The organism is Streptomyces sp. MMG1533, assembly GCF_001279775.1.
Taxonomy (GTDB): domain Bacteria; phylum Actinomycetota; class Actinomycetes; order Streptomycetales; family Streptomycetaceae; genus Streptomyces.
In genome coordinates this window covers 1-23,110 of the sequence record NZ_LGDG01000011.1, presented here as the reverse complement: position 1 = coordinate 23,110, position 23,110 = coordinate 1, and the positions used below count along the sequence as shown (strand labels likewise).

The following is a 23,110-nucleotide window of genomic DNA, read 5'->3' as shown; positions in this document are numbered from 1 at the left end:
GGGCGGATGCGGCCGATGACCGGTTGCGGTGGTTGCCGGGGATGGAGGAGCCGGAGCAATTCGGGGACCGGGCAAAGGCGTTGGCGTGGCTGGACGGGGAGCGGGCGGGTCTGGTGGCGGCGGTGGGCTGGGCCCGGGAGGAGCGGTTCGCGGCCATGGCGGTGCGGCTGGCCGAGTGTCTGGGGGAGTACCTGAACTGGCGGCGGTACTTCGATGACTGGGTCGCCGTCGCGGAGGCCGCGCGGGAAGCCGCCCACCGCACCGGGGACCGGCCGAGCGAGGCCAGAGCGTGGAACAACCTTGGTCTCGCCCTGCTGGACGCGGGACTGACGGATGAGGCGATCGACGCCCACACCCGGGCCCGCGACCTGTCCCGGGCCACCGATGACCGCTACCGCGAGGGCATGGCGTGGAACAACCTTGGTCTCGCCCTGCTGGATGCGGGCCGGACGGCGGAGGTGATCGACGCCCACACCCGGGCCCGCGACCTGTCCCAGGCCACCGAAGACCGCCACCTCGAGGCCATCGCGTGGCACAACCTCGGCATCGCCCTGCGGGCGGCGGGCCGGGCGGAGGAGGCTGTCGTGGCTTACGGCAGGTCCCTGGAGATCTGCCGGGAGTTCGAGGACTGGTACGGCGCGGGGCAGACCCTCGACAACCTGGCTCTCGCCCACAAGGCTGCTCTCCGCCTCGCCGAAGCGCGAACCGCGTACCTCCAGTCCGCCGAGGCCTACGATCGCGCCAAGGCCCCGGCCCGAGCCGCCCAAGCCCGCGCCCGAGCCGCCGATCTCGACGCCCCCTCCCCGTAGGGCCTGTCCGGCGGATCATGCCGCGGACGCGGGGCGTGGCACGCCGATCCGCGGCGTTGCCGCCGGTTGCCGACTCCCCCTAACGCCCCCGCTCCCCCTCCCCCCGCTCCGCCTTGACCCACCGGTACTGCAACTCCGGCCGCCCCACAGCCCCGTACTGCGGACTCCGAGCCGCCCGCCCCGCATCCACCAGATGCTCCAGATACCGCCGAGCCGTTATCCGCGAAATCCCCACAGCCTCCGCCACCCCCGTCGCCGTGAGCCCCTCCTCACAGTCCCGCAGTGCCACGGTCACCCGCTCCAACGTCGGCCCGCTCAACCCCTTCGGCAGCGCCGCCGGCCCCGGCGCCCGCAGCGTCGCCAGCGCTCTGTCCACCTCGTCCTGCCCACTCGCCTCACCCGCCGCCGCGTGGAACTCGGCGTATCTCACCAGCCGGTCCCGCAACGTGGCGAAGGTGAACGGCTTCAGCACGTACTGCACGACCCCCAGCGAGACACCTTCCCGCACCACCGTCAGATCCCGCGCCGACGTCACCGCTATGACATCCGCGTGGTGCCCGGCCGTCCGCAGCGAACGCGCCAGCTGCAGCCCGTGCACGTCGGGCAGATGCAGATCCAGCAGCAGCAGATCCACCGCCGTACGCTCCAGCGCGCGCCGCGCCTCCGCACCGGTGTGCGCCTTGCCGACGGCCGTGAAGCCGGGGACCCGGTTGACGTACATGACGTGCGCGTCGGCGGCGACGGGGTCGTCCTCGACGACCAGGACGCGTATGGGCTGCTGCTCGGTCGTCGTCATGCGTCGCCTCCAGAAACCGCACTGCCCCCGGAAACCCCGCTGCCCGAGACGGCCCTCTCGGACGCCCGCTCGGCCCCGCCCCCGCCTCCCAACGGCAACCGCACCTCGAACTCCGCCCCACCCCCGTCGGCCGCCGCCACCGTCAGCGCCCCCTCGTGCCGGTTCACCGCCTGCCGTACGAGCGCCAGCCCCAGGCCCCGCCCGCCCGGCCCCGCCGGCTTCGTCGAGAAGCCCCGCTGGAAGACGGCGTCCGCATGTGCCGGGTCGACCCCCGCACCGGTGTCCGACACCCGCAGCACCAGCTCGCCGTCAGCCGTGTACGCGGTCACCGTCACCCGCCCCCGCACACTCCCCTGCGCCGCGTCCACCGCGTTGTCGATCAGGTTGCCGAGGATGGTCACCAGGTCCCGGGAGGGAAGCGACGGCGGCAGCAGGCCGTCGTCGAGACGGCTCTCCTCCGACACCACCAGCTCCACGCCCCGCTCGTTCGCCTGGGCCGTCTTGCCCAGCAGCAGGGCCGCCAGCACCGGTTCGCTCACCGCCGCCACCACCTGGTCGGTCAGCGCCTGCGCCAGCTCCAGTTCGGCGGTCGCGAAGTCCACCGCCTCCTCCGCCCGGCCCAGCTCGATCAGCGAGACGACCGTGTGCAGCCGGTTCGCCGCCTCGTGGGCCTGGGAGCGCAGGGCCTGGGTGAAGCCGCGCTCGGAGTCCAACTCGCCCATCAGGGACTGGAGTTCGGTGACATCGCGCAAGGTCACCACCGTGCCCCGGTGTTCGCCGCCGGACACCGGCGAGGTGTTCACCACCAGCACCCGGTCCGCTGTCAGGTGCACCTCGTCCACCCGCGGCTCCGACGCCAGCAGCGCGCCCGTCAGCGGCGCCGGCAGGCCGAGGTCGGCGACGGACCGGCCCACCACATCGTCCGACACGCCCAACAGCTCCCGTCCGCCGTCGTTGATCAGCGCCACACGGTACTGCCCGTCGAGCATCAGCAGCCCCTCGCGTACGGCGTGCAGCGCGGCCTGGTGGTAGTCGTGCATGGCGCTGAGCTCGGCCGCGTTCATGCCGTGGGTGTGGCGGCGCAGCCGGGCGTTGACGACGTACGTGCCGACCGCGCCGAGCGCGAGCGCGCCGGCCGCGACGGCGAGCAGGGCCGTGAGCTGGCCCTGGACCCGTTTGCTGATCTCGTCGACCTTGATGCCGGCGCTGACCAGACCGACGACCTCGCCGCTCGACCAGATCGGGGTGACCGCGCGGACCGAGGGGCCGAGGGTGCCGGTGTAGGTCTCGGTGAAGGAGCCGCCGGCCACGGCCGGGGCGATGTTGCCGCGGAAGAGCTTGCCGATCTCGTCCTCGCTGGGATGGGTCCAGCGGATGCCCTGCGGGTTCATGATCGTGACGAAGTCGACGTCGGCGTCGCGCATGACCCGTAGCGCGTACGGCTGGAGGTTGCCCGACGGATCGTCCGTGCGGATCGCCTCCCGCACGGACGGGGCGTCCGCGACCGAGCGGGCCACGGCCATGGCCTGCCGCCGCGCCGAGTCCTCCGCCTGGCTGCGGTCGCTGACGTAGCTGAACAGCGCGTAACCGGCGACGACCACCGCTATCAGCACGGCCTGCATGGCGAAGAGCTGGCCGGCCAGGCTGCGGGGACGCGGGAGGGGGATGCGCATGTCGTCAGTGTGCCTCGCGGGTTAAGCATGAACTAAATGAACGGAAGGGTGACCGCCCTCACAGGGAGGGGGATAGTCACGGCATCCCCCCATAACTTCCCGGACGTGAGCCGCACGCCGGTGATACCGACGAAGACGTCAAGGAGGGCAGCCGTGACCGCCAGCACCCCCGCTACGGCACCTGCCAAGTCCGCTGTGAAGCGGGATCGCACCCACTACCTGTACATCGCCGTCATCATCGCAGTGGCGCTCGGCATCGCGGTCGGTCTGATCTGGCCCGACGCCGGGGTCGAGCTCAAGCCCCTGGGCACGGGCTTCGTGAACCTGATCAAGATGATGATCTCGCCGATCATCTTCTGCACCATCGTTCTCGGCATCGGATCGGTACGGAAGGCCGCGAAGGTCGGCGCCGTCGGCGGTATCGCGCTCGGCTACTTCCTGGCGATGTCCCTGGTCGCACTCGGCATCGGTCTCGTCGTGGGCAACATCCTGCACCCCGGTGACGGGCTGCACCTGACCGAGGCGCTCAAGGCGTCCGGTCACGACCAGGTGTCGAGCGAAGCGCTGCCGCCCGTCGAGTTCGCCCTGTCGATCATCCCGGTCACGTTCGTCTCCGCCTTCACCGAGGGCCAGGTCCTGCAGACGCTGCTGGTCGCCCTGCTCACCGGGTTCGCCCTGCAGGCGATGGGCTCGGTGGGGCAGCCGGTGCTGCGTGGCGTCGAGCACATCCAGCGACTGGTGTTCCGCATCCTCGGCATGGTGATGTGGGCCGCCCCGATCGGTGCCTTCGGCGCCATCGCCGCCGTGGTCGGCTCGGCCGGCATGGACGCGCTCAAGAGCCTCGCCGTGCTGATGCTCGGCTTCTACATCACCTGCTTCCTCTTCGTCTTCATCGTGCTCGGCACGCTGCTGCGCGTCGTCGCGGGACTGAACATCTTCACGCTGTTCAAGTACCTCGCCCGGGAGTTCCTGCTGATCCTGTCCACCTCCTCCTCCGAGTCCGCGCTGCCGCGGCTCATCGCGAAGATGGAGCACCTGGGCGTCAGCAAGCCGGTGGTCGGCATCACCGTTCCGACCGGCTACTCCTTCAACCTCGACGGCACGATGATCTACATGACCATGGCGTCGCTCTACATCGCCGACGCCCTGGGTACGCCGATGTCGATCGGCGAGCAGATTCCGCTGCTGCTCTTCCTGCTGGTCGCCTCCAAGGGCGCGGCGGGCGTCAGCGGCGCAGGTCTGGCCACCCTGGCGGGCGGTCTGCAGTCGCACAAGCCCGCGCTGGTGGACGGCGTCGGCCTGATCGTCGGCATCGACCGCTTCATGAGCGAGGCGCGCGCCGTCACGAACTTCGCGGGCAACGCCGTCGCCACCGTCCTGATCGGCACCTGGACGAAGGAGATCGACCGCGAGCGCGTCGCCCAGGTGCTCGCCGGACAGGCCCCCTTCGACGAGAAGACGCTCCTCGACCACGGCGACGAGGGCGCAGAGCCCTCAGACGCCCACGCGGACGTCCCCGAGCAGGGCGGCGAGAAGGAACTCGCCAAGGCCTGACCACCGGCCCCGAGACCCGGGCCCCCAGCCGGGTCGGGCCCGGCGCCTGAACCCGGGCCCGCCCCAACTCCACCGGGCGGCTGAGTACTCCCCCGTAGCTCAGCCGCCCGGTTCCCGTTCCGGCCGGTTCTCCGGCCGGTTTTTCAGTGGATCTTCCAGCCGGTCTTCCGGCCGGTCTTCTAGCCGGTTCTCCGGTCGGCCTCCCAGTCGCTCAGCTCCGCCACCAGTTCGGTGGCACGAGAGGCGGGCACGCCCGCCGCGGTCAGTACGGTGACCGCGGCCGAGCGGCCCGCCTCTTCCGTTGCCAGCAGACCGTCGTTGACCGCCTCCATGAGCGCGATCAGGGTCTGTTCGTGCACGTACGCCAGCGCCGCCGGAGGCAGCGGCGAACTGAAGACACCCTCCTCCAGGCCCCGCCGCAGCAGTTCCACACTGGCCCGGCGCACGGGTGTGAGGCGGTCGCGGATGCCTTGCATGGTGACGCTGCGCTGGGCGAGGGCGACCAGGATCCGATAGCGGTCGGCGACCTCCCAGACCGCCAGCACCGAGCGCGCCACGGCCTCCGCCGGGTCCTCGACGCCCTCCCGGCCCGCCGCGTGCGCGGCCGCCACCGACTCCACGGCGTGGTCGACGAGCGTGCCGACCAGCGCCTCGCGGCTGGGGAAGTGGCCGTACACGGTCCGTCGTACGACACCCGCGGCGCGCGCGATCTGGTCCATGGACGCGTCGGGGTCGCGCAGCAGCTCGGCGAGCGCGACGTCGAGGATGCGTCGGCGGTTCGCGTCGGCGCGACTGGTGGGGCCTGGGTTCATGGCTGCCATTCTGCACGCCCTTCCCCTCGATTTGCACACCGTTGTGCATCCAGCGTACATTGCACGGCGTTGAGCAATTGCACGGTGCTGTGCAAATCGATCGACGTGAGTTCCCGCCGGAACGGCACGTACGTCTGTGAGGAAGGCGCCCCCAAGCCATGCGACTCGTCATGACCGAACCGGTCGAAAGGATGGACCGCCCCTACGCCCGGCGCTGGTGGGCGCTGCTGGTCCTCTGCCTGAGCCTGCTGATCATCGTGATGGCCAACACGGCCCTCACCGTGGCGGCCCCGAGCATGACCCAGGACCTGGGGCTGTCCAGCGCCGACCTGCAGTGGGTCATCGACGGCTACACCGTCCCGTACGCGGCGCTGATGCTGCTGTTCGGCGCGATCGGCGACAAGTACAGCCGTCGCGGGGCGCTCATCCTCGGGCTGTTCGTCTTCGGCGGCGGAGCCGTCGCCGGGTCGCTCGTCGGCAGTGCCGACGGCGTCATAGCGGCCCGCGCGGTCATGGGCTTCGGTGCGGCCATGATCATGCCGGCCACCCTCTCCCTCCTCGCCGCCACCTTCCCGCGCGCCGAACGCGCCAAGGCGATCACCCTGTGGACCGCCACCGCCGGTCTCGCGATCGCGGCGGGACCGCTGCTCGCGGGTGCGCTGCTGGAGGACCACGGCTGGAAGTCCACGTTCCTGATCAACGTGCCCATCGCGGCCGTCGCGATCATCGGAGCCCTGCTCCTCGTACCGCCGTCCAAGGCGGGAAAGGCGGGGAAGGACGGGAAGGCCGGGGAAGCCGGGAACGGCGGACGGATCGACCACGTCGGCGGTCTGCTGTCGGTCGTCTGGATCGCCGCCCTCGTCTACATGATCATCGAGGGCCCGCACTTCGGCTGGGGCGTCAAGGCGATCACCGCCGCGGTGGTCGCGGGCGCCGGGCTCGTGCTGTTCGTGGCGTGGGAGCTGCGCCACCCGCGTCCGGTCGTCGACGTGCGCCGCTTCGCCGAGCGCCGGTTCGCGGGCTCCAACCTCGCCGTGGCGCTGTTCTTCCTGGCCGTCTTCGGCGCCTTCTACTACCTCACCCAGCAGCTGCAGTTCGTCCTCGGCTACAGCGCCCTGGAGACCGGCCTGCGCATGCTGCCCCTGGCCGGCGCCGTCTTCGTCGGCTCGGCCCTCACCGGCTACCTCACCCCGCGCGTCGGCATGAGGCTCACGGTCACGGCGGGCATGGTCGGCGGCACGGCGGCCCTCGCCCTGCTCACCCAGGTCGACGCGAGTTCGTCGTACGGCGATTTCGTCGCGCCTCTGATCATCCTCGGCCTCGCGATCGGGCTCGCCCTCTCGCCCTGCACGGACGCGATCATGGGGGCCTTCCCCGAGTCCGAACTGGGCGTCGGCGGCGCGGTGAACGACACCTCGCTGGAGCTCGGCGGCTCGCTCGGCATCGCCATCCTCGGTTCGCTGCTGGCCACCTCGTACCACGACCACCTCGCGGACGCGACCGCCGGCAGCAAGCTCCCCGCCTCCACCCTGTCCACCGCCCAGGACTCGGTCGGCGCCGGATACGCGGTCGCCCAGGGCATCTCCGAGCAGGCCCGGAAAGCCGCCGCGCAGGCGGCCGGGGCGACCGATCCGCAGCAGGCGGCCCAGTTGAAGGCGCAGGCCGAGCAACTGGCCCAGGGGGCACACCGGATGGCCGACGCGGTGGGCTCCTCCTTCTCCGAGGCGGTCGCCCGCACCAGCCTGATCGGCGCGGTGGTCCTCGGCATCGGCACGGTCGTCGTCGCGCTGCTGCTGCCGCGCGGGACGGAGACCGAGCGGGTGGAACGGCCGGAGAAGGAGAAGGAGGAGAAGAGGGAGTTGGTCGGCGCGAGCTGACTCACCGAACTCTTACCCCGCCCATCTAGCCTGCCGTACCGGACCGACCGGTACGGCAGGCTCATACGGAGGCACGCGGGGGATGAAGATCGACTGGGACCGGCGGACCTGTGCCCGGCGCGGGCACGTGACGTACGCGCCGGACGAACCCCGGCTGCGCGAGCGTCTGCACGCCGGGACAGCGCTCGGCGAGGCCTGGCGCTGTCTGCGCTGCGGCGACTTCGCGCTCGGTGACCCGCACGGCTCGGGACCCGCCTCCCGGGCGCCGCTCGTGCCCCGGGGCAAGGTGCTGCGCGACCTGTTCGTCCTGCGCTTCCTGGCCGTCGAGCGGGCGCTGCGCGGGGTGTTCATCGTGCTGGTCGCGACGGCGGTGTGGAAGTTCAGCAACTCCCAGGACGCGGTCCGCCGGCTCTTCGACGAGTACCTGGACGTCCTCCGGCCGGTCTTCCGGCACTTCCACCACGACCTCGACCACTCGCCGGTCGTCGGCACCCTGCAGAAGACCTTCGGCTACCGGCACGACACCCTCGTCCTGGTGGCGGTCCTCCTCCTGGCCTACGCCCTGATCGAACTCGTCGAGGCGGTCGGCCTCTGGTACGCCAGGCGCTGGGCGGAGTACCTGACCGTCGTCGCCACCGCCGCGTTCCTCCCCCTGGAGATCTACGAACTCACCGAGCACATCAGCGGGTTGAAGATCGCCACGCTGGTACTGAACGCCCTCGCCGTCCTCTACATCGCCCTCGCCAAGCGGCTGTTCGGGCTGCGCGGCGGGCAGCGGGCGTTCGAGGAGGAGCGGCGGAGCGCGTCCCTCCTGGAGGTGGAAGAGGCGGCCGAGGTGCCCGTCCACGGTGGGTCCTTCGTCAGTCCGTGAGGTCGCAACGGATGGCCGTGCGACGGGAGTCGAGCGCTCGCTGAGAGCGTTGCACGGCTCAAGCCCACGGATCCGTGATCTCCCGCAACAGGGTCAGGGCCTCGCGCAGTTGCTTCGTCCTGCGCTTGCCGAGGTGGTCCTCCCACTCCTTCTCCACCTCGGCGACCACCGCGTCGGCGACCTCCTTCGCCGCCCACGCCTTCGCCGCGCCGCACACCAGCCGGGCCCGCTTGTCCGTCGGGTCCGGTTCGCGGGTGACGTAGCCCGCCTTCTCCAGCTGGTCGACGAGGAAGCCCGCGGTCTGCTTGGTGATCTGGGCCTGCTCGGCCAGCTCGGTCAGACGCGTGCCGTGCGGGCCGATGCGCTGCATGACCCGGGCCTGGGCGGGCGTGAAGTCGTCGAAGCCGGCGTCGGCGAGCGCGGCGAAGATGCGGTTCTCCAGGGCCCGGTAAGGAAGGAACAGGAGCACGCCCGTGTTGAGCTCGCTCTCCGCCACCATGGTCGACGCCTCCTCGCAGTGCTTGACAGTGGTCAGAGTCTCTGACTACTTTGGTCAGAGAAGCTTACCACTTCAGTGGGTGATTCCCGTGAGTGCAGTGTTGGGGACCGGCGAGCGCTGGCGGATCGTCGACGAGCAGCGCGCGAGCCTGGCCGACCTGCTGGCGGGCCTGAGCCCCGAGGAGTGGGAGGCGCCCACGCGCTGCGGGGACTGGCGGGTGCGGGACGTCGCCGCGCATCTCACCATCGCGGCCCGCCTCACCCACCGCGCCGTCGTGGCCGAGTTCGTCCGGGCCCGGGGGAACTTCGACCGGATGATCCACGACTCGGCCGTCCGCGAGGCCGAGCTGCCCGTGGCCGAGATCGTCGCCAACCTCCGCTCGATCATCGGCTCCCGCCGTCTCGCCCCCACCACCTCGCCCCGCGAACCCCTCCTCGACATCCTCGTCCACGGCCAGGACATCGCCCTGGCCCTCGGCCGCACCCGCGAGATGCCCCCGGACGCCGCCCGGGACGCCGCCGACCGGGCGTGGACCATGCGCGTCCCGCCCCGCCCCTGGCCGCTCCCGAAGGCCCGGCTCGTCGCCACCGACATCACGTGGACGCGCGGCGCGGGCGAGGAGGTCCGTGCCCCGATCGCCGCCCTGCTCCTGCTGGTCACCGGCCGCCCGGAGGCGGCCCGGCAGTGGTGCGAGCGGGTCGGCGCGGAGGGTGTCACCGGCCACCCGTTTTCGGGAGACTCGCCCCAAATCCTTTGACCCGCCCGGGATGCACCCCCCACGCTGGAAGCCTCGCGGGCACGGGCGACGTACGGAGGCAGTCATGGGGGAGCCGGATCAGCGGGAGAACCCGCAGCTGTCGATGGAGCAGGTGCACGACCTGTTCCACGAGTTCCTCAGCGCAGTCGCCCACCCCCGTCGCAGGGACCGGGACGGCAATCGCGACCTCACCGCACGGCTCCGCGACCACCTGGGTTCGGCCCCCGCCGACCGCCCGGTCGTCAAGGCCGCCTACCCGCCGTACGACCTGCCGAACGTGCACCTCGCCCTGGAGCGCTGGTTCGCCGCCGACGGCCGCGGCTACGACCTGATCGGCATGCGCGGCGCCCAGCACCACGGCGAACTCACCCTCGGCGACATCCTCGAATCGGCCGACCGCTACGACCGGTTCGTGATCGGTGCCGTCGACTACGCCCATCTCCCGATCTCCCCGGACGAGGAACTCCCCTGCGTCTCCTGCGGGTTCTACCTCGGGGCCGACGGAGACGAACGCTTCGCGATCCTGCTGCGCGGCCCCGCCGACGAATACGGCCGCAACAAGGTCGAGCTCGAAGTTCTCGCCCAGGACAAGGAGTTCGCGGACCGTCTCCTCGCCGAGCTCGACACCCTCGTACGCGAGCACAACGTCTTCCGCGGCCAGGTCCTCTCCTTCGAGGGCTCGGAGTTCGGGCATGGCCTCGGCCCGTTCCGTTTCCACCGCCGCCCCGGCCTCACCCGCGACGAGATCGTCCTGCCCGAGGGCCTGCTGGAGCGCGTCGAGCGGCAGGTCGTCGGCGTGGCCCGCCGTCGGGAGCAGCTGCGCGCCGCCGGCCAGCACCTGCGCCGAGGACTCCTCCTCTACGGCCCTCCCGGCACCGGCAAGACCCACACCATCCGCTATCTCCTCTCCCACCTCCCGCAGTTCACCGTCGTGGTCCTCTCCGGCACCGGCATCGAGGCCATCGGCCCCGCCTGCGCCCTCGCCCGCATGCTCCAGCCGGCCCTCGTCGTCCTGGAGGACTGCGACCTGATCGCCGAGGCCCGCGACTACGGCGGCGGCGAACAACCCCTGCTCTTCCAGGTGCTGAACGAGATGGACGGCCTCGGCGACGACGCCGACGTGGCCTTCCTGCTCACCACCAACCGCGCAGACCTCCTCGAACCGGCCCTCGTCCAGCGCCCCGGCCGCGTCGACCTCGCCGTGGAGATCCCCCTCCCGGACGCGCAGGGCCGCGCCCGGCTCCTCGACCTGTACGGCTCCGCCCTCGACCTCGGCAAGGAGATCGCCGACGAGGCAGTGGCCCGTACCGAGGGCACCACGGCGTCCTTCACCAGAGAGCTCGTACGACGCTCCGTGCTGATCGCGGCCGAACGCGAATCGGCACGCACGGAACCCGAGGACGTCCGCGCCGCTCTCGACGAACTCCTCTCCGACCGCGACCGGCTCACCCGCCGCCTGCTGGGCGCGCGGGGCGCCGCCGATGTCGACGACGAGGACTGGATGCCGGAGGAGGCGGATGAGGAGACGGAGGAGCAGGAGGAGCATGGCGGGGGGTACTTCTACGGAGGAGTCCACCCGGCCCCCGGCCCCGGCCCGTTCCCCGGCATGCCCCGGCCCTGAGCCCGCTGACGCGGGTCACGACCATGGCGTGCCGACCGTCCTGCACGAGCGCACCGACGACGGCACGACGACCTGCGGCCATCCATGAGGGTCACTCTCGTCAAGGTCGGCTGAGGCCGCCGTCCAGCCGGGCCAGTTCCTCCGCGTCCAGCTCCAGGTCCGCCGCGGCCGCCGAGTCCCGTATCGTCTCCGGCCGGCTCGCTCCCGGGATCGGGATCACGACCGGCGACTTCGCCAACATCCAGGCCAGACACACTTGTTGGGGGCTGACCCCGCGCTCGGCGGCCACGTCGTGGAAGGCACCGAGACGCCGAGAGCCCTCGACCCGCGAGGGCCCGTCCAGCGAGCTGCGTGAGATGCCGCCCAGCGGGCTCCACGGCAGGAACGCCAGCCCCGACTCCGCACACAGCGCGAGCTCCGCCTCGCTGTCCCGTACGGCCGGCGAGTACTGGTTCTGCACCGAGACCAGCCGGTCCCCGAGGATCGCGCGGGCCGCCTCGATCTGTCCGGTGTCCGTGTTGGACACCCCGGCGAGCCGGATCTTCCCCTCGTCGAGCAGCTCGCGCAGGGCGCCGACCGACTCCTCGAAGGGGACGGACGGATCCGGCTTGTGCAGCTGATAGAGGCCGATCGCCTCCACGCCGAGCCGCTTCAGGGATCTCTCGGCGGCCGCCTTCAGATGCCGGGCGCCGCCGGTCACCGTCCAGCTGCCGTCGGCAGGCCTGCCCCGGCCGCCCTTCGTGGCCACCAGTACGTCGGCCGTGTCACCCCCGTACGCGGCGAGCGCGCGGGCCACCAGCAGCTCGTTGTGACCGGGTTCGGCACCGGGCAGATGGTAGGAGTCCGCCGTGTCCAGGAGGGTCACGCCCGCGTCCAGCGCCGCGTGCACCGTGGCCAGGGCGCGGGTCTCGTCCGGGTGGCCCTCGATGGACAGGGGCATCGCGCCGAGCCCTATGGCGCTCACGCGCAGGTCGCCAAGTGTGCGGTACCGCATGTCAGTTGCCACCCTTCCCGAGGGTCTCGGCGATGGCCTTCGGCAGCCACTGCCGTACGTCGCCGAAGGGGAAACCGAGCCGGGCGGCCCGGGAGTTGTCCATGCCGTAGGAGCGGGTGAAGGAGAACGGCGAGACCTCGCCGACCTCGACGGCCCGCAGGACCGTCCTGCCGTCGGGGAAGCGGACGGCCACCGCCTCGCACAGCTCCTCGGTGCTCAGCAGTCCGTCGGAGGCCGCGTTGACCGGCCCGGTGAAGTCCTCACCGGCCGCCCAGGCCAGGAAGTCGGCGATCTCCTCGACGTGCACGTAGGTGGCCGGCCGGTTCACGACCGGCACGGCGATCGGCTCGCCGGCTTGGATGCGGTCGGCGTAGTGCTGGAGCCGCCCGGTGAAGTCGTCGGCGCCGCCCAGGACATGGGCCACCCGTACGGCCGCGTAAGGGAACTCCGGGCCCGCGGCCGCGAGGACCGCCTCGGCCTGCCGCTTGCCCTCGCCGTAGTGGGTCTCCAGAAACTCCGGGTCGTCCCAGGGGAGTTCGAGGTCGACGGGGACGGTCAGCGGGTCGAGGGCGTCCTCCCGTACGAGCGTGCCGGAGTCCTCGTACTCGTACACCTCGACCGTCGACGTCATCACATAGCGGCGGGTACGGCCGGCGAAGACCCGGCGGGCGGTCTCCGCCTGGCGCGGGGTGTAGCAGACCTGGTCGACGACGACGTCGAAGGTGCGTGAACCGAGAGCGTCCTCCAGCGACTTCTCGTCATTCCGGTCGGCGACGAGATGAATTGCGCCGACGGGCGGCTGTGACGATCCGCGATTCAGTACGGTCACCCGGTCCCCGGCCGCCAGCAGCCGCGCGATGAGCCGCTTGCCGAAATAGCGGTTTCCGCCGATGACCAATACCTCTCGTGCCTTCTCCATGACCATAATTCTCCCGGCGTACACGCACGTACTGAAGGGGGAACCATGGGAGTTCAGGCTGCCGCACCGAAAGAACCACGGCATCTGCGAGCCGCCGCCGACGAAACCTCGGTGGCCTTCGACGCACTGGACCGGCAGATCCTGGAGCTGCTCCAGACCGAGGGCCGGATCAAGCTCAGCGAGCTGGGCCGCCGGGTCCGGCTGAGCCCGGCGGCGGTCACCGAGCGGGTCCGGCGGCTGGAGGCGGCGGGCGTGATCGGCGGGTACGGCGCCCATGTCGTCCCGGCCCGGCTCGGCTACGGCATCCAGGCGTTCATCCGGGTCAACCCGCACGGCGGCTACAACCTGAAGCACCCGAGGACCCTCGAACTGATCGAGCGCCCCGAGATCACCGAGGTGCACCACGTGGTCGGTGAGGACTGCTGGATCCTCAAGGTCGCGGTCCGGGACACCGTCCACCTGGAGGAAGTCCTCGAAGACGTGTCCGCCCTGGGGCGCACGACGACGTCGATCGTGCTGACCTCCCCGGTGGAGCGGAAACCGCTGTTGCCTTGACGTCGGCGTCAAGGCTTACGTTCGTACACATGCGAATCGGCGAGCTGGCCGCGCGGGCCGGGACCACGACCCGGACGCTGCGCTACTACGAGTCGCGCGGGCTGCTGCCCGCGCGGCGGGGCGGCAACGGATACCGGACGTACGACGAGAACGACCTGAGGCTGCTGAGGCAGATCAGGACGCTGCAGGACTTCGGGTTCGACCTGGAGGAGACGCGGCCGTTCGTGGAGTGTCTGCGGGCCGGGCATCCACAGGGCGACTCGTGCCCGGCGTCCCTCGAGGTCTACCGCCGCAAGCTGGCGGAGCTGGACGACCTGATCGGCGAGTTGCAGGCCGTGCGCGCGCAGGTCGGGACGCAGCTGGCGAAGGCGGAGCGGGCGCGCGACGAGCTGGCGGCCGAGGCGGAGGTTCCGGGGGGTCCGGAACCGGTGTGCGAACTGGGGAGGAACCTCAAGTGATCAAGGCGGCGGGAGTGGCCGAGGTGACGGACGCGGACTTCGCGGCGGAGGTGATCGGGGCGGAGCTGCCGGTGCTGGTGGAGTTCACCGCCGACTGGTGCCCGCCGTGCCGGCAGATGGGGCCGGTGCTCAGCGCCCTCGCCGAGGAGGAGGGCGGGCGGCTGAAGGTGGTCCAGCTGGACGTGGACACCAACCCGGAGACCACCAACGCGTACAAGGTGCTGTCGATGCCGACCTTCATGGTGTTCCGGGGCGGTGAGCCCGTGAAGGCGATGGTGGGGGCCCGGCCCAAGCGCCGGCTCCTGGAGGAGCTGTCCGACGTGCTCTGAGCTCGGCACCACGAGCCCCGTACTACGAGCCCCGTACTACGAAGAAATCCCCCGAGCAATTGCGCTCGGGGGATTTCTTTGCGTATATTTAATGGTTCGCGACTTCAAGGATATTGAGTCGCAAAGAGGCTTAGTGAGCACAGTATATCCGGGCGGGAGCGGAATTGTCAAACACCGGTTTTCAAGACAGTGAAGACACTGAATTGCGGCAGGAACAGCAATTCATCGACGGGCTGTACGCGCGCGTCGACGCCCTGCGCGGCCACACCGAGGGCTCCGTCACGGACGCGCTCGCCCAGGGCAACACGCCCATGCAGGCCCGACTCGAACGGGACATCCTGGTCGCCGAGCGATCGGGGCTGCTGGCCGCGCTGAACGCGGTCGACGGTTCGCTCTGCTTCGGCCGGATCGACCTCACCTCGGGCATCAGCCACCACATCGGCCGGATCGGCCTGCGCACCGACGACGCCGAGCGCACGCCGGTCCTGATCGACTGGCGGGCGGACGTCGCCCGACCCTTCTACCTGGCCACCGGCCACACCCCGATGGGTCTGCGCCGACGCCGGCACATCAGCACCGACGGCCGCCGGGTCGCCGCCCTGCACGACGAGATCCTCGACCTCGGCGACGCCACCCGCACCGGCCACGAGGACCCGAGCGGCGACGCCGTGCTGCTGGCCGCGCTCAACTCCGCGCGCACCGGCCGGATGGGCGACATCGTGCAGACCATCCAGGCCGAGCAGGACGAGATCATCCGCGCGCCCCACCGAGGGGTGCTGGTGGTGGAGGGCGGCCCCGGCACCGGCAAGACGGCGGTCGCCCTGCACCGGGCCGCGTATCTCCTCTACGAACACCGGGAGTTGCTCGCCAAGCGGGCCGTCCTCATCGTCGGCCCCAACCCTGCCTTCCTCGGCTACATCGGCGAGGTCCTGCCCTCCCTGGGCGAGACGGGTGTGCTCCTCGCGACGGTCGGGGAACTGTTCCCCGGCGTGAAGGCGACGGCGACCGACACCCGCGAGGCGGCCGCGGTGAAGGGCCGCGCCGACATGGCGGACGTCCTCGCCGCCGTCGTACGCGACCGCCAGGCGCTGCCCGATCCGGTGATCGCGATCGAGCACGACCGCGAGATCCTGATGCTGGACGACGACCTGGTCAACATGGCCCGCGAGCGCACCCGAGCCGCCGGACTCCAGCACAACGCGGCGCGTGAGCACTTCGAGGGCCACATCCTCAACACACTCACGGACATGGTCGCCGAGCGCATCGGAACGGACCCCTACGACGGCTCCAACCTGCTGGACCCGAGCGACATCACCCAGATCCGCGACGAACTCGCCGAGAACCCCGAAGTCTGGTCGGCGATCGACCAGCTGTGGCCGAGGGTGACCCCGCAGCGCCTGGTCGCGGACTTCCTGGCGGCGCCCGAGGGATACGTCGGTGACGAGGACGCCGCGGCCATCCGCCGCCCGGTGACGCGGGCGTGGACCGTGGCGGACGTACCGCTGCTCGACGAGGCGGCGGAGCTCCTCGGCGAGGACGACCGGGTGGCGCGGGCGCGCGCGGAGCGGGAGCGGGAGAACCAGGTGGCTTATGCGCAGGGCGTCCTCGACGTGTCGTACGCCTCGCGCACCTACGAGTTCGACGACAAGGACGAGGAGGACTCGGAGGTCCTGTCCGCGCACGACATCATCGACGCCGAGCGCTTCGCCGAACGCCACGAGCAGGACGACCACCGCAGCGCCGCCGAGCGTGCGGCGGCCGACCGCACCTGGGCGTTCGGGCACATCATCGTCGACGAGGCGCAGGAACTGTCGCCGATGGCCTGGCGGCTGCTCATGCGGCGCAGCCCGACCCGCTCGATGACCCTGGTCGGCGACCCGGCGCAGACCGCGGAGCCGGCGGGCGTCGGCTCGTGGTCGGGGATCCTGCAGCCGTACGTCGAGGACCGCTGGGAGCACGCGCGCCTGGGCGTCAACTACCGTACGCCCGCCGAGATCATGGAGCTCGCGGCGGCCGTGGTGCGGGCGGAGAACCCGGACTTCGAACCGCCGAGTTCGGTGCGGTCGACCGGGGTACGGCCCTGGATCCGCGCCACGGATGATCTGCCGGGTGCGGTGGCCAAGGCGGTGGAGGAGCTGACCCCGGTCGAGGGACGGCTCGCGGTGATCGCACCGCGTGAGCTGCACCGGAGGCTGGCGGCTCGGTTGGACGGGGTGACGGCGGGGGCCGAACCCGATCTGACCCACAGGGTCGTGCTGCTCGATCCGCGTCAGGCGAAGGGGCTGGAGTTCGACTCGGTGCTGGTGGTCGAGCCGGGGCGGTACGGCACGAGTGATCTGTACGTGGCGCTGACTCGGGCCACTCAGCGGCTGGGGGTGCTGCACACCGGGGCGTTGCCCACGGCCCTGGGGAGCTGCCGCTGAGCGGGGGAGGGGCCAAGGGCGTCTCCGGGCGGCCCGGCCGGCGGTACCTGACGAACCCGCGGGGAACGCCTGTTCTCGTCCTTGCGGTCGTCGGCGTACGGCGCTCTCAGTAGCCGGATTGTCTACAGACGCACGACGACCGGACGGTCCCCGCCCCGAGAGGATTCAGCCGACCGCGAAGATCGATTCGAGCTCTTGCTCGGGCTGAAACGGGAGGTAGAGACGTGCGTCGTATGAAGGTGGCGAAGCGCAGGGCCGCGGCGGTACTGGTTGCGGGCGGGCTGTCCGTGGGGGCGCTGCTGGGCACGGCCGGAGCCGCCAGTGCAGCTGACTCGAGCTTTACTGTGCAAGGTGACGGACCGACGCCGGCTGACGCGAAGGCCATAGCGGAGAGTAACGCGCACGAGGCGTGCACCAGCACCAACGGTGTCTACACCGACTACAACCAGACCACCATCGTCGGTAACCCCGACGGAACATGGTGGGTCGCCGAGATCAGGGTCGCGTGCGGCAGGCCGTGACCGTTGTCGTACCGGTCTTGAGAGACGTGCGCCGAGCGGGAGTCCCGATCGGGTGACCCCGCGGTGATCAGCGCACAACGGCAGGGCCTCTCGGCAGCTCGGGGTTGTGAACCGAACACGAGGGGCCCTGCCGACGTCCAGGCCGGAAGAAGCTCGGTGGTACGGCGAGTGGACTAGGCAGGGCGCAGCCACACCGTCGAGAGGGGCGGCAGGGTCAGGTGGACGCTTGCCGCGCGGCCGTGCCACGGCTGTGGCTCCGGCTTGATGACGTCCGGGTTGGTGACGTCGCTGCCGCCGTACTTCGCCGCGTCCGTGTTGAGGGCCTCGTGCCAGGCCGGGACCTCGTCCGGGACGCCGAGGCGGTAGTCGTGGCGGACCACCGGGGCGAAGTTGGAGACCGCGAGCAACGGGGTGCCCTCCGCGTCGTAACGCAGGAAGGCGAAGACGTTGTCCTCGGCAGCGTCGCCGACCACCCATTGGAAGCCTGACGGGTCCGTGTCGCGCTGCCACAGCGCCGGGGTGTGGTGGTAGACGATGTTGAGGTCCCGTACCAGGTCCCGCACCCCCCGGTGGTCCGGCTCCGCCCCGTACGCCGGGTCCAGGAGCCACCAGTCGGGGCCGTGGGCCTCGGACCACTCGGCGCCCTGCGCGAACTCCTGCCCCATGAAGAGGAGTTGTTTGCCTGGGTGGGCCCACATGAACCCGAGATACGCGCGGTGGTTGGCGCGCTGCTGCCACCAGTCGCCCGGCATCTTCGAGACCAGGGACCGCTTGCCGTGGACCACCTCGTCGTGGGAGATCGGGAGGACGTAGTTCTCGCTGTAGGCGTAGACCATGGAGAAGGTCATCTCGCCGTGGTGGTACTTGCGGTGCACCGGCTCGTGGCTCACGTAGTCCAGCGAGTCGTGCATCCAGCCCATGTTCCACTTCAGCCCGAACCCGAGGCCGCCGCTGTCCGTGGGGCGGGTCACGCCGTCCCAGGCCGTGGACTCCTCGGCGATCGTCACGACGCCCGGCACACGCCGGTAGACGGTGGCGTTCATCTCCTGGAGGAAGGCCACCGCGTCCAGGTTCTCCCGGCCGCCGTGCTCGTTGGGCGTCCACTGGCCCGGCTCGCGCGAGTAGTCGAGGTAGAGCATCGAGGCGACGGCGTCCACGCGCAGGCCGTCGATGTGGAACTCCTCGCACCAGTACACGGCGTTCGCCACCAGGAAGTTGCGCACCTCGCGGCGGCCGTAGTCGAACTCCAGGGTGCCCCAGTCGGGGTGGGCGGACCGCAGCGGGTCCTCGTGCTCGTAGAGGGGACGGCCGTCGAACTCGGCCAGCGCCCAGTCGTCGCGCGGGAAGTGCGCCGGCACCCAGTCCATGAGGACGCCGATCCCGGCCCGGTGCAGGGCGTCGACCAGGTACTTGAAGTCGTCGGGGGTGCCCAGGCGGGCGGTGGGGGCGTAGAAGCCGGTGACCTGGTAGCCCCAGGAGCCGCCGAAGGGATGCTCGGCGACCGGCATCAGCTCGACGTGGGTGAAGCCCAGGTCCTTGACGTAGGCCGGTAGCTGCTCGGCGAGTTGACGATACGTCAGACCAGGGCGCCAGGACGGGAGATGGACCTCGTACACCGAGAACGGTGCCTCGTGCGCGGACGAGTCCGCGCGCCTGGCCAGCCACTCCTCGTCCTGCCACTCGTGGTGCGAGGCGTGCACGACGGAGGAGGTGGCGGGCGGGACCTCCGTACGGCGGGCCAGCGGGTCGGCGCGCATGGTCCTCGAACCGTCCGGCCGGGTGAGCTCGAACTTGTACAGCTCGCCCTCGTCGATGCCGGGCACGAACAGCTCCCAGACGCCGGAGCCGCCGAGCGAGCGCATCGGATACGCCGTCGCGTCCCAGAAGTTGAAGGTGCCGGCCACGCGCACGCCCCGCGCGTTGGGCGCCCACACCGTGAAGCGGGTGCCGGGCACGCCCTGGTGGGTCATCGGCTCGGCACCCAGCGCCGTCCACAGCTGCTCGTGCCGGCCCTCGCCGATCAGGTGCAGGTCGAGGTCGCCCAGCGCGGGCAGGAAGCGGTACGCGTCCTCGGTGTCCTGGACCGTCCCGTCGTACGCCACGAGGAGCCGGTACGCCGGGACCTCCGGCAGCGGCAGCAGTCCCGAGAAGAAGCCGTCCCCGTCGTCGTGCAGTTCCGCCCGCAGCTCCCCGGCGACGACCGTGACGGACAGCGCGTACGGCCGGAAGGCGCGGAAGGCGATCCCGCCGGGCACCGGGTGGGCGCCGAGCACGGCGTGCGGGGCGTGGTGGGTGCCGGCGAGCAGACGCTCGCGGTCGCCGGCGTCCACGGCGGGGGAGACGGCTACGGGTGCCACGGGTGACTGCGGCGGCGGAACGGGGTTCGGCGCGGTGACCTTCTTCGCGATGGCCGTCTTCGTCGTGGCCTTCTGCGCTGTGGTCTTCTGCGCGGGGACCTTTTTCGTGCCGGTCTTTTTCGTGGTGGCCTTCCTGGCGGTCGGGGCCGTCTTCTTCGCCGCCGTCGTCTTCGTCGCGGCCTTCTTCACGCTCTCGGCGGCCTTCTTGGCCTTCTTGGCCGTCTTCTCCTCGGCCGTCTTCTTGGGATCCGAACCGCTGGACGGAGTGCGGGGGGTCACTGGCGGAGCCTCCTCGGCGAAAGTCTGGTCGGTCAGATCAGGTCGGATGTGACGTAGCCCTCGATGGCGGCCATCGGCACGGGAAGCCAGTCGGGGCGGTGGCGGGCCTCGTAGACGACCTCGTAGATCGCCTTGTCCGTCTCGTAGGCGCGCAGCAGCACCGGGTCGGTGCGCGGATCGACACCGCTGACCTCCGCGTACCCGGAGCAGTACGCCGCCCGGCAGGCATGGGCCCAGCCGGGCACCGGCAGGTCGGTGGAGTGGGCCGCGTAGTCGAAGGAGCGGAGCATTCCCGCGATGTCCCGGGCCGGTGGCTGCGGCATCCGGCGTTCGGCGAGCGGTTTCGACGGCTCGCCCTCGAAGTCGATCAGCGACCACTGCCCGGCGGGCGAGCGCAGGCACTGGCCGAGGTGCAGGTCGCCGTGGATGCGCTGCGCGGTCCAGGTACGGCCCTCCGCGGCCAGGTCGGCCAGCGCGGTGAACGCGGACTGCAGACCGGGCGCGTACGGCCGTAGCGCCGGCACCGCCTGCACGGCCGCCTCCAGGCGCTCGATCATGCCGTCGACCAGCGGCTGGAGCTGGCCGTGGCCGAGGGTGACGGTGGGCAGCGCCCGGGCGAGCGCGGTGTGCACCTCGGCGGTGGCCCGCCCGAGCGACCGCGCCTCCGCGCCGAAGTCCTCGCCCTTGGCCAGCTCCCGCAGGGCGAGTTCCCAGCCGTCGGAAGCTCCCTGCACGAACGGCTGGAGGACGCCGAGGACGTACGGCTCACCGGCCAGCTCCGCCCGCAGCCATCCCGTCGGCGCGGGCACCCGGGGGCAGCCCTCCCGGGCGAGGGCCAGCGGCAGCTCCAGGTCGGGATTGGTGCCGGGCACGATCCGGCGCAACAGCTTCAGAATGAACGTATCTCCATAGACGATCGACGAGTTGGACTGCTCGGCGGTCATCACACGGGGCACGAGCCCGTTCCGTATCTCCTGCTGCGGGTCCCGTTCGAAGCGCAGCCCGCCGATGCGGGCCTGGGTGCGCAGGGCCTCCAGGAGCAGTTCGGCGGGCCGGGGGTCGTACAGGGCCTCGTACGCCGTGTACCCGGCGAGGGGGCCCTCTTCGACGTGTCCGATCAGCGCGGGCGCCAGCCGGGGGGGCAGCGCCTCGCGCACGCCTATGAGGAGCTGGTAGCAGTCACCGGGATGCGGCGGACTGCCCAGGGTGAGCGGCTGGTGGGCGCGTACCAGCAGGTGGTACAGGCCCTGCTTCGCTGTCAGTGGCAGCAGCTCGGTGGCCGCCACCAGGGAGAACCCGGTGACCGGGCGCCCCTTGCCCGCGAACCAGCGCTGCCGCGGCAGCCACTCCCGCAGCAGTGGGTCCAGCGACGCAAGGAGGCCGGGACTTGTCGTGGCGGTACGGGTGACGGCTTCCGACATGGCGTCGCGTCCTTTCCCCGGGTGGTCGGGGTGTTACTGATGCGTGCCCCGGGCGGGGCGGGGGAAACCGGCCCGCCCGGGGTTCGGCCGTGCTCTGCCGGTCGCTACGCGGCTACGGCGGTTTCCTTGCGGAGCCGGAACCAGTAGAACCCATGCCCGCCCAGGGTCAACAGGTACGGCAGTTCACCGACGGCCGGGAATCGCACCCCGCCGAACAGCTCGACCGGGTGCCGCCCGCTGAACGCGCTGAGGTCCAGCTCCGTCGGCTGCGCGAACCGCGAGAAGTTGTTCACGCACAGCACGAGATCGTCCTCGTACTCCCGCAGGAACGCGATCACAGCCGGGTTGGAGGAAGGGAGCTCCGTGTAGGACCCCAGGCCGAAGGCGTGGTTCTGCTTGCGGATCTCGATCATGCGGCGGGTCCAGTGCAGCAGGGAGGACGGGGAGGCCATCGAGGCCTCGACGTTCGTCACCTGGTAGCCGTGGACCGGGTCCATGATCGTGGGCAGGTACAGGCGTCCCGGGTCGCAGGACGAGAACCCGGCGTTGCGGTCCGGGGTCCACTGCATCGGCGTGCGGACGGCGTCCCGGTCGCCGAGCCAGATGTTGTCGCCCATGCCGATCTCGTCGCCGTAGTAGAGGATCGGCGAGCCGGGGAGGGACAGCAGCAGGGCGGTGAACAGCTCGATCTGGTTGCGGTCGTTGTCCAGCAATGGCGCGAGCCGCCGCCGGATGCCGATGTTGGCGCGCATGCGGGGGTCCTTGGCGTACTCCGCCCACATGTAGTCGCGTTCCTCGTCGGTGACCATTTCGACATTTCGAGCGTCAGCTCGTCGTGGTTGCGCAGGAAGATGCCCCACTGGCAGTTCGAGGGAATGGCGGGGGTCTTGGCGAGGATTTCCGAGACCGGATACCTGGATTCCCTGCGCACGGCCATGAAGATCCGCGGCATGACCGGGAAATGGAACGCCATGTGGCATTCGTCGCCGCCGGCCCGGTAGTCGCCGAAGTAGTCGACGACGTCCTCCGGCCACTGGTTGGCCTCCGCCAGCAGGACCGTGTCCGGGTAGGAGGCGTCGATCTCCTTCCGGACCCGCTTGAGGAACTCGTGGGTTGCCGGAAGGTTTTCGCAGTTGGTGCCCTCCTGCTGGTAGAGGTACGGGACCGCGTCCAGCCGGAACCCGTCGATGCCGAGGTCCAGCCAGAACCGCAGGGCGGAGATGATCTCCTCCTGGACGGCCGGGTTCTCGTAGTTGAGGTCCGGCTGGTGGGAGAAGAACCGGTGCCAGTAGTACTTCTTGCGCACCGGGTCGAAGGTCCAGTTGGACGCCTCGGTGTCGACGAAGATGATCCGGGCGTCCTGGTACTGCTTGTCGTCGTCGGCCCAGACGTAGTAGTCGCCGTAGGGGCCGTCAGGGTCCTTCCTGGACTCCTGGAACCACGGGTGCTGGTCGCTGGTGTGGTTCATGACGAAGTCGATGATGACGCGCATGCCGCGCTGGTGGGCGGCGTCGACGAACTCCACGAAGTCGGCGAGGTCGCCGAACTCGGGCAGGACGGCGGTGTAGTCCGAGACGTCGTAGCC

19 protein-coding genes and 1 pseudogene are annotated in these 23,110 nt (G+C 70.8%); 11 read left to right on the top strand and 9 right to left on the bottom strand.

The genetic code is table 11. The features are described from left to right. On the top strand, positions 1-809 hold an 809-nt coding region (locus tag ADK57_RS03135; RefSeq protein ID WP_159049997.1), incomplete at its 5' end, for a tetratricopeptide repeat protein. Positions 810-888: 79 nt separating this feature from the next. Here the strand turns inward: ADK57_RS03135 and ADK57_RS03130 are convergent. Both ADK57_RS03130 and ADK57_RS03125 read right to left on the bottom strand, forming a co-directional pair. Beyond that, positions 889-1,605, bottom strand: coding sequence for a response regulator (locus ADK57_RS03130; RefSeq protein WP_053747775.1), 717 nt, complete (start codon positions 1,603-1,605; stop codon positions 889-891). Next, positions 1,602-3,278, bottom strand: a complete 1,677-nt coding sequence (locus ADK57_RS03125) for a sensor histidine kinase (RefSeq protein WP_053747774.1) — start codon at positions 3,276-3,278, stop codon at positions 1,602-1,604. Before ADK57_RS03125 ends, ADK57_RS03130 begins: the two co-directional genes overlap by 4 nt. Positions 3,279-3,431: 153 nt before the next feature. Here ADK57_RS03125 and ADK57_RS03120 point away from each other — a divergent pair, with 153 nt between their 5' ends. Next, on the top strand, positions 3,432-4,832 hold the full coding sequence (locus ADK57_RS03120; RefSeq protein ID WP_053747773.1) for a cation:dicarboxylate symporter family transporter: 1,401 nt from the start codon (positions 3,432-3,434) through the stop codon (positions 4,830-4,832). Between the two features lie 179 nt (positions 4,833-5,011). Here the strand turns inward: ADK57_RS03120 and ADK57_RS03115 are convergent, their stop codons facing one another. Continuing rightward, complete coding sequence (locus ADK57_RS03115) at positions 5,012-5,653, bottom strand: TetR/AcrR family transcriptional regulator (protein WP_053747772.1); 642 nt, start codon at positions 5,651-5,653, stop codon at positions 5,012-5,014. A gap of 149 nt (positions 5,654-5,802) precedes the next feature. Between ADK57_RS03115 and ADK57_RS03110 the strand changes: the two genes are divergently transcribed. Together ADK57_RS03110 and ADK57_RS03105 are read left to right on the top strand one after the other, a co-directional pair. Beyond that, on the top strand, positions 5,803-7,521 hold the full coding sequence (locus tag ADK57_RS03110; protein WP_053747771.1) for an MFS transporter: 1,719 nt from the start codon (positions 5,803-5,805) through the stop codon (positions 7,519-7,521). Between the two features lie 82 nt (positions 7,522-7,603). Next, complete coding sequence (locus ADK57_RS03105; protein WP_053747770.1) at positions 7,604-8,392, top strand: DUF2127 domain-containing protein; 789 nt, start codon at positions 7,604-7,606, stop codon at positions 8,390-8,392. Positions 8,393-8,450: 58 nt separating this feature from the next. Here ADK57_RS03105 and ADK57_RS03100 read toward each other — a convergent pair whose 3' ends face one another. Continuing rightward, positions 8,451-8,891: a MarR family winged helix-turn-helix transcriptional regulator gene (locus ADK57_RS03100; RefSeq protein WP_053747769.1), complete on the bottom strand. Its 441-nt coding sequence runs from the start codon at positions 8,889-8,891 to the stop codon at positions 8,451-8,453. A gap of 79 nt (positions 8,892-8,970) precedes the next feature. Between ADK57_RS03100 and ADK57_RS03095 the strand changes: the two genes are divergently transcribed. Both ADK57_RS03095 and ADK57_RS03090 read left to right on the top strand, forming a co-directional pair. Continuing rightward, a complete protein-coding gene (locus ADK57_RS03095) occupies positions 8,971-9,648 on the top strand; it encodes a maleylpyruvate isomerase family mycothiol-dependent enzyme (RefSeq protein ID WP_053747768.1) in 678 nt (225 codons plus the stop codon). A 64-nt stretch (positions 9,649-9,712) separates the two neighbouring features. Continuing rightward, a complete protein-coding gene (locus ADK57_RS03090) occupies positions 9,713-11,269 on the top strand; it encodes an AAA family ATPase (RefSeq protein ID WP_053747767.1) in 1,557 nt (518 codons plus the stop codon). Positions 11,270-11,369: 100 nt separating this feature from the next. Here the strand turns inward: ADK57_RS03090 and ADK57_RS03085 are convergent, their stop codons facing one another. Further along, positions 11,370-12,263, bottom strand: a complete 894-nt coding sequence (locus tag ADK57_RS03085) for an aldo/keto reductase (protein WP_053747766.1) — start codon at positions 12,261-12,263, stop codon at positions 11,370-11,372. Between the two features lies 1 nt (position 12,264). Next, positions 12,265-13,182 carry an NAD-dependent epimerase/dehydratase family protein gene (locus ADK57_RS03080; protein WP_078972925.1) on the bottom strand — a complete coding sequence of 306 codons (918 nt, stop codon included), beginning with the start codon at positions 13,180-13,182 and terminating at the stop codon, positions 12,265-12,267. Between the two features lie 45 nt (positions 13,183-13,227). On the opposite strand from ADK57_RS03080, the gene ADK57_RS03075 reads away from it, so the two are divergent. The 5 genes from ADK57_RS03075 (at position 13,228) to ADK57_RS03055 (ending at position 17,468) form a co-directional block, all read left to right on the top strand. Further along, positions 13,228-13,737 (top strand): Lrp/AsnC family transcriptional regulator, encoded by a 510-nt coding sequence (locus ADK57_RS03075; protein WP_199830462.1) that lies wholly within the window; start codon positions 13,228-13,230, stop codon positions 13,735-13,737. A 29-nt stretch (positions 13,738-13,766) separates the two neighbouring features. Beyond that, the gene (locus ADK57_RS03070) at positions 13,767-14,195 is read left to right on the top strand and encodes a MerR family transcriptional regulator (RefSeq protein WP_053747763.1); all 429 of its coding nucleotides are present in this window, start codon (positions 13,767-13,769) and stop codon (positions 14,193-14,195) included. Positions 14,196-14,209: 14 nt separating this feature from the next. Further along, positions 14,210-14,524: a thioredoxin family protein gene (locus ADK57_RS03065; RefSeq protein WP_053747778.1), complete on the top strand. Its 315-nt coding sequence runs from the start codon at positions 14,210-14,212 to the stop codon at positions 14,522-14,524. A gap of 203 nt (positions 14,525-14,727) precedes the next feature. Beyond that, positions 14,728-16,947 carry a HelD family protein gene (locus tag ADK57_RS03060; protein ID WP_053747762.1) on the top strand — a complete coding sequence of 740 codons (2,220 nt, stop codon included), beginning with the start codon at positions 14,728-14,730 and terminating at the stop codon, positions 16,945-16,947. 233 nt (positions 16,948-17,180) lie between these two features. After that, positions 17,181-17,468 (top strand): hypothetical protein, encoded by a 288-nt coding sequence (locus ADK57_RS03055; RefSeq protein ID WP_053747761.1) that lies wholly within the window; start codon positions 17,181-17,183, stop codon positions 17,466-17,468. Between the two features lie 173 nt (positions 17,469-17,641). Here ADK57_RS03055 and glgB read toward each other — a convergent pair whose 3' ends face one another. The 3 genes and pseudogenes from glgB to treS all read right to left on the bottom strand — a co-directional run. Beyond that, complete coding sequence (glgB, locus tag ADK57_RS03050; RefSeq protein ID WP_078972922.1) at positions 17,642-20,104, bottom strand: 1,4-alpha-glucan branching enzyme; 2,463 nt, start codon at positions 20,102-20,104, stop codon at positions 17,642-17,644. A gap of 32 nt (positions 20,105-20,136) precedes the next feature. Next, positions 20,137-21,525 carry a maltokinase N-terminal cap-like domain-containing protein gene (locus ADK57_RS03045; RefSeq protein ID WP_053747760.1) on the bottom strand — a complete coding sequence of 463 codons (1,389 nt, stop codon included), beginning with the start codon at positions 21,523-21,525 and terminating at the stop codon, positions 20,137-20,139. Between the two features lie 104 nt (positions 21,526-21,629). Continuing rightward, positions 21,630-23,110: pseudogene (treS, locus tag ADK57_RS03040) on the bottom strand (maltose alpha-D-glucosyltransferase); the annotation flags it as partial.

Coding starts and splice junctions, on each gene's coding strand:
- ADK57_RS03090 (WP_053747767.1), top strand. CDS start 9,713: ATGGGGGAGCCGGATCAGCGGGAGAACCCGCAGCTGTCGATGGAGCAG.
- ADK57_RS03085 (WP_053747766.1), bottom strand. CDS start 12,263: ATGCGGTACCGCACACTTGGCGACCTGCGCGTGAGCGCCATAGGGCTC.
- ADK57_RS03045 (WP_053747760.1), bottom strand. CDS start 21,525: ATGTCGGAAGCCGTCACCCGTACCGCCACGACAAGTCCCGGCCTCCTT.
- ADK57_RS03130 (WP_053747775.1), bottom strand. CDS start 1,605: ATGACGACGACCGAGCAGCAGCCCATACGCGTCCTGGTCGTCGAGGAC.
- ADK57_RS03105 (WP_053747770.1), top strand. CDS start 7,604: ATGAAGATCGACTGGGACCGGCGGACCTGTGCCCGGCGCGGGCACGTG.
- ADK57_RS03070 (WP_053747763.1), top strand. CDS start 13,767: ATGCGAATCGGCGAGCTGGCCGCGCGGGCCGGGACCACGACCCGGACG.
- ADK57_RS03100 (WP_053747769.1), bottom strand. CDS start 8,891: ATGGTGGCGGAGAGCGAGCTCAACACGGGCGTGCTCCTGTTCCTTCCT.
- ADK57_RS03080 (WP_078972925.1), bottom strand. CDS start 13,182: ATGGAGAAGGCACGAGAGGTATTGGTCATCGGCGGAAACCGCTATTTC.
- ADK57_RS03055 (WP_053747761.1), top strand. CDS start 17,181: ATGAAGGTGGCGAAGCGCAGGGCCGCGGCGGTACTGGTTGCGGGCGGG.
- ADK57_RS03075 (WP_199830462.1), top strand. CDS start 13,228: ATGGGAGTTCAGGCTGCCGCACCGAAAGAACCACGGCATCTGCGAGCC.
- ADK57_RS03110 (WP_053747771.1), top strand. CDS start 5,803: ATGCGACTCGTCATGACCGAACCGGTCGAAAGGATGGACCGCCCCTAC.
- ADK57_RS03125 (WP_053747774.1), bottom strand. CDS start 3,278: ATGCGCATCCCCCTCCCGCGTCCCCGCAGCCTGGCCGGCCAGCTCTTC.
- ADK57_RS03115 (WP_053747772.1), bottom strand. CDS start 5,653: ATGGCAGCCATGAACCCAGGCCCCACCAGTCGCGCCGACGCGAACCGC.